A 15,007-nucleotide genomic window follows, 5' to 3' on the forward strand; every position below is an offset into this window, starting at 1 on the left:
CTCTTCAGGTGCGCCGTCGATCTGGTCGTATGCGCGGAAGTCACCAAAGTATTTGGTGATTGCTGCGGTCAATGTGGTTTTACCGTGGTCAACGTGGCCAATCGTGCCGATGTTAACGTGCGGTTTGTTACGTTCAAACTTACCTTTAGCCATAGTGGCCTCCTTAGTCTTGCGCTGGCGGGTTCACCCCGCCGGTGTTGAATCGGCGGGAGACTAATGCCCCCCGCCATTTCGCCATTAGGCGTATTTCTTCTGGATCTCGTCCGAAACGTTCTGCGGAACTGCTTCGTAGTGATCGAACTGCATGGTGAACTGAGCACGGCCGGAAGACATCGAACGCAGAGTGTTGATGTAACCGAACATGTTCGCCAGCGGCACAAACGCGTCGATAGCGATTGCGTTACCGCGGGTGTCCTGACCCTGAACCTGACCGCGACGCGATGTTAGGTCGCCGATGATACCGCCGGTGTATTCTTCCGGAGTGATAACTTCGACTTTCATGATCGGCTCGAGCAGTTTCGCCCCAGCTTTTTTCATGCCTTCGCGCATACCCATACGAGCTGCGATTTCGAACGCGAGAACCGAGGAGTCAACGTCGTGGAATGCACCGTCAACCAGTGCAACTTTGAAGTCGATCACAGGGAAGCCAGCCAGCGGACCGGAGTCCATGACCGATTTGATACCCTTTTCAACGCCCGGGATGTATTCCTTCGGAATAGCACCACCAACGATGCGGGATTCGAAGGAATAACCTTCGCCCGGCTCGGTCGGCGTCAGGATCATCTTCACGCGACCGAACTGACCGGTACCACCGGACTGTTTCTTGTGCGTGTAGTCGATCTCAGCTTCACGAGTGATCGTTTCACGATAAGCCACCTGCGGCGCACCGATGTTTGCTTCCACTTTGAATTCGCGACGCAGACGGTCAACGAGAATGTCCAAGTGAAGTTCGCCCATGCCTTTCATGATGGTCTGACCGGATTCGAGGTCAGTTTCCACACGGAAGGATGGGTCTTCAGCTGCCAGACGGGCGAGGCCTGCCGACATCTTTTCTTGGTCACCCTTGGTCTTCGGTTCAACAGCGATTTCGATAACAGGCTCCGGGAAGGTCATGGTTTCAAGGACAACCGGATCCGCAGGGTTACACAGAGTGTCACCAGTGGTGGTGTCTTTGAGACCTGCAAGCGCGATGATGTCGCCTGCAAACGCTTCGTCGATTTCTTCACGGTTGTTCGAGTGCATCATCATCATACGACCAACGCGCTCTTTTTTGCCTTTGGTCGAGTTGAGGAGGCTGTCACCCTTGCGAAGAACGCCAGAGTAGATGCGAGTGAAGGTCAGAGAGCCAACGAATGGGTCGTTCATGATTTTGAACGCGAGACCAGCGAAGGGCATGTTGTCATCTGCACGACGTGCAATGTTACGAACTTCTTCTTCGTCACCCGGTTTGAAGCCCATGTAGTCAACTACGTCGAGCGGGCTCGGCAGGTAGTCGATAACAGCGTTGAGCAGAGGCTGAACGCCTTTGTTCTTGAACGCAGAACCAGCAAGAACCGGGACGAAGTCGAGAGCAAGCGTACCTTTGCGCAGCAGAGCGCGCAGGGTCGGTACGTCAGGCTCGTTGCCTTCGAGGTATTCCATCATCGCTTCGTCGTCTTGTTCGACGGCAGCCTCGATCATCTTACCGCGCCATTCGTCAGCAAGATCTTTCAGGCTGTCACGGATGTCTTCTTGAACCCAAGAAGCACCGAGGTCGTCACCGCGCCATACCCATTCTTTCATGGTTACGAGGTCGATAAGGCCTTCGAGTTCGGACTCAGCACCGATCGGCAGAGCAACCGGAACAGCGCGAGCGCCGGTACGGTCTTCGATCATGCGAACGCAGTTAAAGAAGTCTGCGCCGATTTTGTCCATTTTGTTAACGAACACGATACGCGGAACTTTGTAGCGGTCAGCCTGACGCCAAACGGTTTCAGTCTGCGGCTCAACACCAGCGTTTGCGTCAAGAACGCAAACAGCACCGTCGAGAACTGCAAGCGAACGTTCAACTTCGATGGTGAAGTCAACGTGGCCGGGAGTGTCGATGATGTTCAGGCGGTGCTTTTCAGTGTCAGCAGTTTCGCCATCTTCGGTGCGTTCCCAGAAAGTGGTCGTCGCAGCCGAGGTAATGGTGATACCGCGTTCCTGTTCCTGCTCCATCCAGTCCATGGTGGCTGCACCATCGTGCACCTCACCGATGTTGTGGGATTTGCCGGTGTAGTAAAGAATGCGCTCGGAACAGGTGGTTTTACCTGCGTCGATGTGCGCCATGATACCAAAGTTGCGGTACCGGTCGAGGGGATAATCGCGTGCCATTGGGCTCTATCCTTAAGGCTTAGGTTACCAGCGGTAGTGGCTGAACGCTTTGTTAGCGTCTGCCATCTTGTGAGTGTCTTCCCGTTTCTTCACGGCAGAACCGCGACCGTTAACAGCGTCAAGAAGTTCGCCAGCAAGACGCTCTTCCATGGTGTTTTCGTTGCGGGCGCGCGAAGCGTTGATCAGCCAGCGGATTGCGAGGGCTTCACGACGCTCGGGACGAACTTCAACCGGAACCTGGTAGGTTGCACCACCTACGCGGCGCGAACGAACTTCGACCGACGGCTTCACGTTATCGAGGGCTTCGTGGAAGACTTCGACCGGAGCTTTTTTCAGCTTCGATTCAACGCGGTCAAACGCGTTGTATACGATTCTTTCTGCGACCGATTTTTTACCATCGATCATCAGGTTGTTCATGAATTTAGTGACAACGCGGTCACCGAACTTAGCGTCCGGCAGAACTTCACGTTTTTCAGCAGCGTGACGACGCGACATTCAAGTATCTCCTTACTTCGGACGCTTGGCGCCGTATTTCGAACGACGCTGCTTACGATCTTTAACACCTTGGGTATCCAGCACACCGCGGAGGATGTGGTAACGGACACCCGGAAGGTCTTTTACACGGCCGCCACGGATCAGAACCACGGAGTGTTCCTGAAGGTTGTGGCTTTCACCTGGGATGTACGAAATGACTTCGAAGCCGTTGGTCAGGCGAACCTTCGCAACCTTACGCATAGCCGAGTTCGGTTTCTTCGGTGTTGTTGTGTAAACGCGGGTGCAAACGCCGCGTTTCTGAGGGCAGCGCTCGAGGTGCTGCGACTTGGATCTGACGACTTTGGGCTGACGCGGCTTGCGGATCAGCTGTTGGATCGTTGGCATTGGGTTATGTCCCCTATCCTACAATAAGCGGCCCCGTAGGTCCGCGGTTTTCGACGAATGCGCGACACAAACGTCGCAGCACAAAAAGCCCGCAATCGAACCCTTACCGGAGGTGCGATGCGGTTAAAGTTACAGAGGAACAAGGCAGCATTAGCCCGGTTCATGTCCACTTCAGCTCTGATATCGGGTTAAAAGGGAATCCTCCCGTCTACCCGGATGGGCGGCGTATAGGCGGAGTCGCTGTAGCTGTCAACTGCTTCAGGCTGACCGTTCCCCAAGCGCCTTCCAGCCATTGGTAATCGCATCCACATCCAAACCAAAGCGCGACGCAAGACGGTCGGCGATCTGACCGCCAAGTGGACCCCAATCGTCGGCAAAGCGCGGACGTTTCAGAAGATCACTGTCATTCCCGAAATGAGCCCCGCGCACGAACATCAGGCGAGACGCCATCGAGACCGTCGGCATATGCGCCCAAGCCTTAATATGGTTCATATCGAGGATGCTGCGTTTGTCGTTTGGACGACGACAAAAAATCTGCGCTGGGGTCCACATCCGTTCTTTGACGTTTTGGGCCCTGACACCGTGGCGGTCAAAACCGAGCAAAATGCCATGAGCGAAATCCACACAAAGCAGTCCGCTCTGATCAGCAAGCCCATAGGACGCTTCAATCGCAGAGCGCCCCGTTTCTATGAAATCAATAGCAACGGCGTCATCATCGTCGATCCGAAACTCTGCCACGATATCCGCCGACCCATCACGATGATCGATCATCACCTCGCGGCAAATCTCACGGTGCACCCTTCCCTCTTCAGCAAAGACGATTTTGATCTGGGGCACCGACGAACAAAGCGACGTTAACCGTTCCTTGTAGGCGACAGGCATTTGATCGCCGGCAAGCAAGATCAATGTAAAATTCGGGTCGGTTTGAACTTTTAACGCTGGCAACACGATCTGTTCGAAAAAGAAAAACCGCGTTGCCATACGAGACCGGCCATAAAGTTCGGCCCGCAGTTCATTCATTGTCTGAGCAGTATGACGAAATGCCCCAACTTCGGACGGATACGAAAATCGGCACAGTCCAAGCATTTGGATGTTCAGAAGGGTCACTTGGCCTCAACCTCTGACAATTGCCGTTCACGTCTAAAGATGAATAGACCACTTCCGACCACGACCACACAACCCAAGAGAGCCAAGGTTGATGGCAATTGTCCAAAAATCACAACACCGAGGATGAGGCTGGCGAGCAAGCCGACATATCGGAACGGTGCGACAAAGGAAATTTCGCCGACGCGCATTGCCGTAACTGACATGAGATAGCCGATCAGCACCGCGGTTGCAGCACCACCCAACAATGCCGCGGAGTGCCCAGTCACAGGGGTCCATTCGATAAATATCGATCCGAAACCAGCAAATGCGGTAACGGTCCCTGCGGCAAAAGTCGCGGCGAACATCGATGGCACTTCTCTGGACATGCGCCGCGCTGCCAGATCGCGAATGACTATTAGGCCGACGGACAACAGCGCGTAGATCGAGTAGATGTTAAAACTCTCTCCGCCCGGCTGCACGATCATCAGCACACCCACAAAGCCGATGATACTTGCCGACAATCGACGCCAGCCGATGGGTTCTTTTAGGAATAGAGCCCCTGCAAAGGTCATGACCAAGGGCAAAGCCTGCAAAATCGCGGTCACATTGGCCAATTGCATGTTGAACAATGCCGTGAGGAACGTCCAAGCCGCCGCGACCTCTGCCAAGGACCGCACACAGATCAAGATGAAGTCTTGCCGCCCGAGACGAAGTCGAAGCTGGCCGAACAAACCCGCCAAAATGATCATGGCAATCGTGGTGACAATCCCGCGCAAGAAAATGGCCTGAAACAACGGCAGTTCGCCCGAGAGCGACTTCATAGCAGCGTCATTACTACTGAAGGCGAGCATGGCAACGGCCATCATCAGCGCGCCGCGAACATTGTCAGAAAGAGCTTTCATACGCCAAGCCGTAGCACCGCGATATTGGCCGCGCTAGCGCGATAATGTCAGGACACAATTTCCGATCCCCAAAACGCAAAAGGCCCCCGCAATGCGAGGGCCTTTCGTAAGATTTTGCAGTGATTACTCTTCGCGGCTTTCCGGTGTTTCGACAGCGATGTCGTCATAGCTCGGCGCGGCGAGTTTGACGGCTTCTTCTGCTTCTTCACGACGGGCTTCGAGCACCACGTTGTCACGCTTTGCAGCGATCGAACGAACGATGGCAGTTGCGCCACCGGTACCAGCCGGAATGAGACGACCAACGATAACGTTCTCTTTGAGGCCGACCAGTTTGTCACGCTTGCCCTGAACCGAAGCTTCGGTGAGGACGCGAGTGGTTTCCTGGAACGACGCAGCCGAGATGAACGAACGGGTCTGGAGCGACGCTTTGGTGATACCCAGAAGGATTGGCTCACCCTGTGCTGGACGACCGCCGCGGGCTTCTGCCTTGGCGTTTGCTTCGTCGAATTCGACCTTATCAACGGTCTCACCCTTAAGAAGCGTGGTGTCACCCGAGTCAGAGATTTCCCACTTCTGGAGCATCTGACGAACGATAACCTCGATGTGTTTATCGTTAATCTTAACGCCCTGCAGACGGTAAACGTCCTGAACTTCGTCGATCATGTAGTCAGCCAGCGCTTCGACACCCATAATTGCAAGGATGTCATGCGGCGCGGGGTTGCCGTCCATGATGTAGTCGCCCTTCTGGACAAAGTCGCCTTCCTGGACCGGGATGTGTTTACCCTTCGGCACCATGTATTCGACCTTGTGATCCGGATCGTCTGCGGACTCGATCGCGATGCGACGCTTGTTCTTGTAGTCCTTGCCGAAGCGAACGTAGCCATCGATCTCAGCGATGATAGCGTGGTCCTTCGGACGACGGGCTTCGAACAGTTCCGCAACGCGCGGAAGACCACCGGTAATGTCCTTGGTCTTCGCGCCTTCACGCGGAATACGCGCAACAACGTCACCAGCAGCGACATCCTGACCGTCTTCGATGGACAGAATTGCGTCTACCGACATCGGGTAGGTGACTGGGTTACCGTCTTCTTTGCGAACCGGTTCGCCATCAGCGCCGACCACAATGATTTCAGGTTTCAGGTCACCACCACGCGGTACGGAACGCCAGTCCGAAACGATCTTCTGGGTCATGCCAGTAGCATCGTCGGTCTCTTCACGGACGGAGATACCCGAGACGAGATCAACAAAGCGTACCTTGCCGCCCTTCTCTGCGATGATCGGCAGAGTATAGGGGTCCCATTCGAACATCTTGTCACCACGAGCGATGGTTGCGCCATCTTTAACGTGGATCTTCGTACCGTAACCGATCTTGTGCTGAGCGCGCTCTTCACCGTTTTCGTCGATGATCGCGAGAACCATGTTCCGGCCCAGAGCAATCTGTTCGCCAGCGGCGTTTTCCAGAATGTTCGCGTTACGGAACTCGACTTTACCGTTTGCAGACGCTTCAAGGAACGACTGCTGGCCACCCTGCGCAACACCACCAATGTGGAACGTACGCATGGTAAGCTGTGTACCAGGTTCACCGATCGACTGTGCAGCAATAATACCGACAGCTTCACCGATGTTGACGCGAGTACCGCGAGCAAGGTCACGGCCGTAGCAGTTTGCACATACGCCGTCGTCAGACTCACAGGTCAGCGGGCTGCGGATGCGCATTTTCTGAACGCCAGCAGCTTCGATCATGTCAGCTTTGCGTTCGTCGATCAGTTCGCCAGCTTTAACGACAACCTCGTCGGTGCCCGGACGCAGGACGTCATCAGCCGATACACGGCCCAGAACGCGCTCTGCGAGCGATGCAACAACTTCACCATCGTTAACGGCTGCTTCAGCGGTGATCGCACGATCGGTGCCACAGTCGACTTCGCGAACGATACAGTCTTGAGCAACGTCAACCAGACGACGGGTGAGGTAACCGGAGTTCGCAGTCTTAAGTGCGGTATCCGACAGACCCTTACGAGCGCCGTGGGTAGAGTTGAAGTACTCGAGAACGGTAAGGCCCTCTTTAAAGTTCGAGATGATCGGGGTTTCGATGATCTCACCCGACGGCTTAGCCATAAGACCACGCATACCGCCCAGCTGTTTCATCTGAGTAACCGAACCACGCGCACCAGAGTGAGCCATCATGTAAACCGAGTTCGGTTCCATAACAGCGCCGTTCTCGTCGCGTTTCTCAGCCGAGATGGTATTCATCATCGCGTCGGTGACTTTGTCGTTACACTTCGACCAAGCATCGACCACTTTGTTGTACTTCTCGCCCTGAGTGATCAGACCGTCCATGTACTGCTGTTCAAAGTCTTTAACCTGATCGCGGGTCTCTTCGACCAGCGTCCACTTGGAGTCAGGAATGACCATGTCGTCTTTACCGAACGAGATGCCAGCTTTGAACGCTTCACGGAAACCAAGGCCCATGATCTGGTCACAGAAGATCACCGACTCTTTCTGACCGCAGTAACGGTAGACGGTGTCGATGACCTGCTGAACTTCCTTCTTACGCAGAAGGCGGTTCACCAGCTCAAACGGCGCTTTGTTGTTCAGCGGCAGCAGGCCACCGAGGCGCAGACGGCCTGGGGTGGTTTCAGCGCGAACAATCACTTCTTGGCCGGTTTCGTCGATCTGCTTGATACGAGCGTTGATCTTAGCGTGCAGGTGAACTTCACCAGCTGCCAGAGCTTGTTCAACTTCGTCGATCGAAGCGAAGGACATGCCTTCACCTTTCATGCCGTCGCGCTGGATCGTGGTGTAGTACAGACCCAAGATCATATCCTGCGAAGGAACGATGATCGGCGCGCCGTTTGCAGGCGAAAGAACGTTGTTGGTCGACATCATCAGAACGCGTGCTTCAAGCTGGGCTTCCAGCGAGAGCGGCACGTGAACAGCCATCTGGTCACCGTCGAAGTCAGCGTTAAACGCAGAACAAACGAGCGGGTGCAGCTGGATCGCTTTACCTTCGATCAGCGTGGGTTCGAACGCCTGAATGCCAAGACGGTGCAGCGTAGGCGCACGGTTCAGCATGACGGGGTGTTCGCGGATCACTTCGTCGAGGATATCCCAAACTTCGGGACGCTCTTTCTCAACGAGTTTCTTCGCCTGTTTAACAGTCGAAGACAGACCCTTTGCTTCAAGGCGCGAGTAGATGAACGGCTTGAACAGCTCGAGCGCCATCTTCTTCGGCAGACCACACTGGTGCAGCTTGAGCTCTGGGCCGGTCACAATAACCGAACGACCCGAGAAGTCGACGCGCTTACCCAAAAGGTTCTGACGGAAGCGACCTTGCTTACCTTTCAGCATGTCCGAGAGCGACTTCAGCGGGCGCTTGTTCGCACCAGTGATGACGCGGCCACGGCGACCGTTGTCGAACAGAGCGTCAACGGATTCCTGAAGCATACGCTTTTCGTTGCGAACGATGATGTCCGGCGCACGAAGTTCGATCAGACGCTTCAAACGGTTGTTCCGGTTGATCACGCGGCGATACAGGTCGTTGAGGTCGGAGGTCGCAAAGCGGCCACCATCCAACGGTACCAGCGGACGCAGTTCTGGCGGGATCACAGGGATCACGGTGAGGATCATCCACTCAGGACGGTTGCCCGACTCAAGGAAGTTCTCAACGATTTTCAGACGCTTGATGATCTTTTTAGGCTTCAGTTCGCCAGTGGCTTCCTTCAGCTCTTCGCGCAGCTGCTCTGCAGTTGCTTCGAGGTCAATCATCGACAGCATTTCGCGGATCGCTTCGGCACCGATGTTCGCTTGGAAAGCGTCCATGCCGTAGGTGTCCTGTGCGTCGAGGAATTCTTCCTCGGTCATCAGCTGGCCGTAGGTCAGGTCAGTGAGACCCGGCTCGATCACGACGTAGTTTTCAAAGTACAGAATGCGTTCCAGGTCACGGAGCGTCATGTCGAGCATGAGGCCGATCCGCGACGGGAGCGATTTCAAGAACCAGATGTGTGCAACAGGCGAGGCCAGTTCGATGTGGCCCATACGCTCGCGGCGCACTTTCTGGAGGGTAACTTCAACACCACATTTTTCGCAGACAACGCCGCGATACTTCATGCGCTTATATTTGCCGCAAAGGCATTCGTAGTCTTTGATCGGGCCAAAGATACGAGCACAGAAGAGACCGTCGCGTTCTGGTTTGAACGTGCGGTAGTTGATGGTTTCTGGTTTCTTAATCTCACCGAACGACCACGACAGGATACGCTCGGGCGATGCGAGCGAGACTTTGATCTCGTCGAAAGCCTTAGCGGGCGTGAGCGGGTTGAACGGGTTGTTGGTCAGTTCCTGGTTCATCGTATTTCCTTACGTATCAGTGGGAAGGGGAGAGGTGAGGCGCGAACGCCTCACTCATCATCTTCCGCATCCAGGAGTTCCATATTGAGGCCAAGGCCCCGGACCTCTTTGACAAGAACGTTGAACGATTCCGGTACGCCGGCTTCGAAGTTGTCCTCACCTTTGACGATCGACTCGTAGACTTTGGTACGACCTGCAACGTCATCCGACTTAACGGTGAGCATTTCCTGCAGGGTGTATGCAGCGCCATAAGCCTCAAGTGCCCAGACCTCCATCTCACCAAAGCGCTGACCACCGAACTGTGCCTTACCACCCAGCGGCTGCTGAGTAACAAGCGAGTACGGACCAGTGGAACGAGCATGGATCTTATCGTCGACCAAGTGGTGCAGTTTCAGCAGGTATTTAACACCGACAGTGACCTTACGAGCGAACTGTTCACCCGTACGACCGTCGAAGAGTACCGACTGACCCGAGGTGTCGAAACCAGCGCGCGCCAGCGCGTCGTTTACGTCAGCCTCTTTTGCACCGTCGAAGACCGGAGTTGCGATCGGCACACCGCGAACAGAGTTCGCTGCAGTATCGATCAGCAGATCTTCGTCCAGATCAGCAAAGCCTTCTTCGTAGACTGCATCACCGTAGGTGATTTTCAGTGCATCACGAACTGGAGTCATATCGCCCGAACGACGGTATTCTTGCAGAGCCTCGTCGATCTGGAGACCCAGACCACGCGATGCCCAACCCATGTGGGTTTCAAGAATCTGACCAACGTTCATACGCGACGGAACGCCCAGCGGGTTCAGCACGAAGTCTACCGGAGTACCATCAGCGAGGAACGGCATGTCTTCGATAGGAACAACCTTCGAAATAACACCTTTGTTCCCGTGACGGCCTGCCATCTTATCGCCCGGCTGAAGCTTACGCTTAACCGCGATGAAGACTTTGACCATTTTCATCACGCCCGGCGGCAGGTCGTCGCCACGGCGGACTTTTTCGACCTTGTCTTCGAAACGTGCGTCAAGCTGGCGCTTCTGAGCTTCGTACTGCTCGTTCAGGGCTTCGACGATCTTTGCAGTGTCTTCGTCCTTCAGAGCAATCTGCCACCACTGGCCACGGCTCAGCTCAGACAGCGACTCTTCGGTTACGATAGAGTTCGCCTTAAAGCCTTTTGGACCTTTCACAGCTTCCTGACCAAGGATCATATCCTTGAGACGGGCGTAGATGTTGCGGTCCAGAATGCCGAGCTCGTCGTCACGGTCGCGAGCGAGGCTTTCGACCTCTTCGCGCTCGATCTGCAGAGCACGTTCGTCTTTTTCAACGCCGTGGCGGTTGAATACACGAACTTCAACGACAGTACCGTAGTCACCCGGTGCGAGACGCAGCGAGGTGTCGCGAACGTCAGACGCTTTCTCACCGAAGATAGCGCGGAGGAGTTTTTCTTCCGGCGTCATCGGGCTTTCGCCCTTCGGTGTGATTTTACCAACGAGAATATCGCCCGGTCCAACCTCAGCGCCGATGTAGACGATGCCAGCCTCGTCGAGGTTGCGCAGCGCTTCTTCACCGACGTTCGGAATGTCGCGAGTGATTTCTTCCGGCCCGAGCTTCGTGTCGCGTGCCGCAACTTCGTATTCTTCGATGTGAACCGAGGTGAATACGTCGTCTTTAACGATGCGCTCAGAAATCAGGATGGAGTCTTCGTAGTTGTAACCATTCCACGGCATGAACGCGACGATCACGTTCTTACCCAGAGCCAGTTCACCCATATCGGTCGACGGGCCGTCAGCGATAACTTCGCCTTTGCCAACTTTGTCGCCCACTTTCACCAGCGGACGCTGGTTGATGCAGGTGTTCTGGTTCGAACGCTGGAACTTGCGGAGACGATAGATGTCAACGCCTGGGTCACCAACTTCGAGGTCTTCGGTTGCGCGGATAACGACACGGGTCGCATCGACTTGGTCGATGATACCTGCGCGGCGTGCAGTGATCGCAGCGCCAGAGTCGATCGCAACTTTTTCTTCCATACCGGTGCCGACCAGCGGGGCTTCAGCCTGCAGAAGCGGAACGGCCTGACGTTGCATGTTCGAGCCCATGAGAGCGCGGTTAGCGTCGTCGTTTTCGAGGAACGGGATGAGCGCCGCAGCGACCGAAACGAGCTGTTTCGGCGAAACGTCGATCAGGTCCACGCTCTCCTTTGGAGCCAGCGTGTATTCGCCCGACTGACGTGTCGAAACGAATTCATTGATCAGGTTGCCATTCTCATCGAGCGTAGCGTTCGCCTGCGCAACAGTGTGGCGCATCTCTTCAGTCGCCGACATGTAGCTGACTTGGTCAGTTACTTTGCCTTCGATGACCTTGCGGTACGGTGTTTCGATGAAGCCGTATTTGTTCACGCGAGCAAAGGTTGCCAGCGAGTTGATCAGACCAATGTTCGGACCTTCCGGCGTTTCAATCGGACACATACGACCGTAGTGGGTCGGGTGAACGTCGCGAACCTCAAAGCCAGCGCGTTCACGGGTCAGACCGCCCGGCCCGAGAGCCGAAAGACGACGCTTGTGGGTCACTTCGGACAGCGGGTTGGTTTGGTCCATGAACTGCGACAGCTGCGAAGAGCCGAAGAATTCACGAACAGCAGCCGCTGCCGGTTTCGCGTTGATCAAGTCTTGCGGCATGACGGTGTCGATTTCGACAGACGACATACGTTCTTTGATCGCGCGCTCCATGCGGAGCAGGCCAACGCGGTATTGGTTTTCCATCAGCTCGCCAACGGAACGAACACGACGGTTGCCGAGGTGGTCGATGTCGTCGACTTCGCCCTTGCCATCACGCAATTCGACAAGCGCCTTGATGCACGAAACGATGTCTTCGTTACGCAGGGTGCGCTGTGTATCTTCTGCATCGAGTGCCAGACGCATGTTCATTTTCACGCGACCAACGGCCGAGAGATCGTAGCGTTCGCTATCGAAGAACAAGGAGTCGAACAGAGCCGATGCGGATTCAACGGTCGGCGGTTCACCTGGACGCATGACGCGGTAGATATCCATGAGCGCGCCGTCGCGGTTCATGTTCTTGTCGCTTGCCATGGTGTTACGGATGTATGCACCAACGTTGATGTTATCGATGTCCAGAACTGGAATATCGGTGATGCCAGCGTCGAGAAGCTCGCGCACGGTGCCGCCGATAACTTCGCCGTCTTTGTCCATCTCGAGCGTCAGCTCGTCACCAGCTTCAACGTAGATCGCCCCTGTCTCTTCGTTGATGATGTCTTTTGCGACGAACTTGCCGACGATGTGGTTAAACGGAACGAGCAGGTTCTTAACCGAACCTTCGTCGATCAGTTTCTTCACAGCGCGCGGAGTGATTTTGTCACCTGCTTTGCAGATCACTTCACCCGTTGCAGCGTCGATCAGGTCATAGGTCGGGCGGGTCCCACGCACGCGTTCTGGGAAGAACTTCGTGACCCAGCCGTTGGATTTCTTATCGAGAGAGAATTCAACGGTGTTGTAGTAGGCATCCATGATCGCCTCTTGATCCATGCCAAGAGCATAGAGAAGAGTCGTGACCGGAAGTTTGCGGCGACGGTCGATGCGCGCAAAGACGAGGTCTTTTGCATCGAATTCGAAGTCGAGCCACGAACCACGGTATGGGATGATGCGGCATGCGAACAGCAGCTTACCCGACGAGTGGGTTTTGCCTTTATCGTGGTCAAAGAACACGCCCGGCGAACGGTGCATCTGGGAAACGATAACACGCTCAGTACCGTTAACGACGAAGGTGCCGTTGGTGGTCATCAAAGGCATATCGCCCATGAACACGTCTTGTTCTTTGATGTCTTTAACCGACTTCGCACCTGTGTCTTCGTCGACATCAAATACGATCAAACGCAGGGTCACCTTGAGCGGTGCTGCGTAAGTCAGGTCGCGCTGCATACATTCTTCGACGTCGAACTTCGGCTTTTCAAGTTCGTACTTTACGAACTCAAGAACTGCCGTTTCGTTGAAGTCTTTAATCGGGAATACCGACTGGAAAACGCCTTTAATGCCTTCGCCGTCGAGCGGCATATCGGCATCGCCAGACCGCAAGAACAGGTCATAAGACGATTTCTGAACCTCAATGAGGTTCGGCATTTGAAGAACTTCGTTAATCTTACCGTAGTACTTACGCAGGCGTTTCTGGCCAAGGAAGGTCTGAGCCATGTGCTGTGTCACCTTTCGATCTCTGCGGGTCCATGTCGCCGGGGCCGCGACATTTCCCCATTGAGAAGGTTGTTCCTGTCTATTCCTGGCCCCCGTCCCAAGGGGGGCCTCCCGACTGTGGAACCTACCTGAGGAGAGCGTTTTCTAGTTAAACGTTCCGCTAAGACAGGTTTGGCTGGACCCGCGATATCGCGGATCCAGCCGAATTTGCACGACCCTAGGGGCCGAGAACAGGCGATTAGGCCAGTTCGATTTTCGCGCCAGCTGCTTCCAGCTTCGCTTTGATGTCTTCTGCTTCTGCTTTCGAAGCGCCTTCTTTGACTTTGCCGCCAGCCTCAACGAGGTCTTTAGCTTCTTTCAGGCCGAGACCAGTGATGCCGCGAACTTCTTTGATGACGTTGATTTTCTGAGCGCCAGCGTCTTTCAGGATGACGTCGAACTCAGTTTTCTCTTCAGCAGCTTCAGCAGCAGCAGCCGGGCCAGCAACCATTACAGCGCCACCAGCAGCAGGCTCAATGCCGTACTCGTCTTTGAGGATGGTTTTCAGTTCTTGTGCTTCGAGAAGGGTCAGACCAACGATCTCTTCAGCAAGTTTTTTCAGATCAGCCATTTTATGCTTTCCGTTCGATTTAAGTGTGTTCCAACGCGAGATGATTAATCCCTACGAGGGCAATTGGTTGCTTATGCAGCTTTCTCTTCGATAGTCGAAAGAATGCTCGCGATGTTCGATGCAGGCGCGCCAATGGCACCAGCGATGTTCGAAGCAGGCGCACCGATGCAGCCAACGATCGAAGCAATAAGCTCTTCACGGGACGGCATTTGTGCGACGGCTTTAACGCCGGCGACATCCAGTGCGTTCTCACCCATAGCACCGCCAAGGATAACGAGCTTGTCGTTAGCTTTAGCGAACTTGTCGACCACTTTGGCAGCTGCCACAGGGTCTTCAGAGTAAGACAACACGGTCATGCCCATCAGGTAGTTTGCGATGCTTGCGCAAGGCTTACCTTCAAGGGCGATTTTGGCGAGCTTGTTCTTGGCAACGCGTACGGAACCGCCCGCTTCACGCATTTGAGCGCGCAGGTCCTGCATTTCAGCAACTGTCATGCCTTCGTAGTGGGCAACCACTACGACGCCAGAGCTTTCAAAGATTTGGCCGAGCTCTTCGACCAGCTTCTCTTTTTGTGCTCTATCCACAGTTTCACTCCAAGTTTGGGGTTTCCCCCGGCTCAAGTTGACCCCCGAAAGTCGAGG

Annotated in this window: 10 protein-coding genes; all 10 read right to left on the minus strand. The window is 54.8% G+C overall.

What is annotated here, in order from left to right:
• Positions 1-153, minus strand: a 153-nt coding sequence (locus AC07ED_RS13140) for a GTP-binding protein (protein ID WP_478242451.1), incomplete at its 3' end; no start/stop codon positions are given.
• Positions 154-237: 84 nt separating this feature from the next.
• Positions 238-2,355 (minus strand): elongation factor G, encoded by a 2,118-nt coding sequence (fusA, locus tag AC07ED_RS13145; protein ID WP_105234119.1) that lies wholly within the window; start codon positions 2,353-2,355, stop codon positions 238-240.
• Positions 2,356-2,379: 24 nt separating this feature from the next.
• Positions 2,380-2,850, minus strand: coding sequence for a 30S ribosomal protein S7 (gene rpsG, locus AC07ED_RS13150; RefSeq protein WP_067548419.1), 471 nt, complete (start codon positions 2,848-2,850; stop codon positions 2,380-2,382).
• Between the two features lie 12 nt (positions 2,851-2,862).
• Positions 2,863-3,234: a 30S ribosomal protein S12 gene (gene rpsL, locus AC07ED_RS13155; protein ID WP_067548416.1), complete on the minus strand. Its 372-nt coding sequence runs from the start codon at positions 3,232-3,234 to the stop codon at positions 2,863-2,865.
• A 258-nt stretch (positions 3,235-3,492) separates the two neighbouring features.
• Complete coding sequence (locus tag AC07ED_RS13160; protein WP_245918153.1) at positions 3,493-4,320, minus strand: glycosyltransferase; 828 nt, start codon at positions 4,318-4,320, stop codon at positions 3,493-3,495.
• A 17-nt stretch (positions 4,321-4,337) separates the two neighbouring features.
• Positions 4,338-5,222 carry a DMT family transporter gene (locus AC07ED_RS13165; protein ID WP_105234117.1) on the minus strand — a complete coding sequence of 295 codons (885 nt, stop codon included), beginning with the start codon at positions 5,220-5,222 and terminating at the stop codon, positions 4,338-4,340.
• A 123-nt stretch (positions 5,223-5,345) separates the two neighbouring features.
• Positions 5,346-9,566 carry a DNA-directed RNA polymerase subunit beta' gene (gene rpoC / locus AC07ED_RS13170; RefSeq protein WP_105234116.1) on the minus strand — a complete coding sequence of 1,407 codons (4,221 nt, stop codon included), beginning with the start codon at positions 9,564-9,566 and terminating at the stop codon, positions 5,346-5,348.
• 50 nt (positions 9,567-9,616) lie between these two features.
• Positions 9,617-13,756, minus strand: a complete 4,140-nt coding sequence (gene rpoB / locus AC07ED_RS13175; RefSeq protein WP_105234115.1) for a DNA-directed RNA polymerase subunit beta — start codon at positions 13,754-13,756, stop codon at positions 9,617-9,619.
• A 238-nt stretch (positions 13,757-13,994) separates the two neighbouring features.
• Positions 13,995-14,366 (minus strand): 50S ribosomal protein L7/L12, encoded by a 372-nt coding sequence (gene rplL, locus AC07ED_RS13180; RefSeq protein WP_067548400.1) that lies wholly within the window; start codon positions 14,364-14,366, stop codon positions 13,995-13,997.
• Positions 14,367-14,437: 71 nt separating this feature from the next.
• Complete coding sequence (gene rplJ, locus AC07ED_RS13185) at positions 14,438-14,950, minus strand: 50S ribosomal protein L10 (protein WP_105234114.1); 513 nt, start codon at positions 14,948-14,950, stop codon at positions 14,438-14,440.
• Between the last annotated feature and the right edge of the window lie 57 nt (positions 14,951-15,007).

It is taken from the genome of Aestuarium zhoushanense, from assembly GCF_056431045.1.

What these genes read in the sequence shown, in the direction of transcription:
- AC07ED_RS13165 (WP_105234117.1), bottom strand. Translation starts at nt 5,222, where the DNA reads ATGAAAGCTCTTTCTGACAATGTTCGCGGCGCGCTGATGATGGCCGTT.
- fusA (WP_105234119.1), bottom strand. Translation starts at nt 2,355, where the DNA reads ATGGCACGCGATTATCCCCTCGACCGGTACCGCAACTTTGGTATCATG.
- rplL (WP_067548400.1), bottom strand. Translation starts at nt 14,366, where the DNA reads ATGGCTGATCTGAAAAAACTTGCTGAAGAGATCGTTGGTCTGACCCTT.
- rpsL (WP_067548416.1), bottom strand. Translation starts at nt 3,234, where the DNA reads ATGCCAACGATCCAACAGCTGATCCGCAAGCCGCGTCAGCCCAAAGTC.
- rpoB (WP_105234115.1), bottom strand. Translation starts at nt 13,756, where the DNA reads ATGGCTCAGACCTTCCTTGGCCAGAAACGCCTGCGTAAGTACTACGGT.
- rpoC (WP_105234116.1), bottom strand. Translation starts at nt 9,566, where the DNA reads ATGAACCAGGAACTGACCAACAACCCGTTCAACCCGCTCACGCCCGCT.
- AC07ED_RS13160 (WP_245918153.1), bottom strand. Translation starts at nt 4,320, where the DNA reads ATGCTTGGACTGTGCCGATTTTCGTATCCGTCCGAAGTTGGGGCATTT.
- rpsG (WP_067548419.1), bottom strand. Translation starts at nt 2,850, where the DNA reads ATGTCGCGTCGTCACGCTGCTGAAAAACGTGAAGTTCTGCCGGACGCT.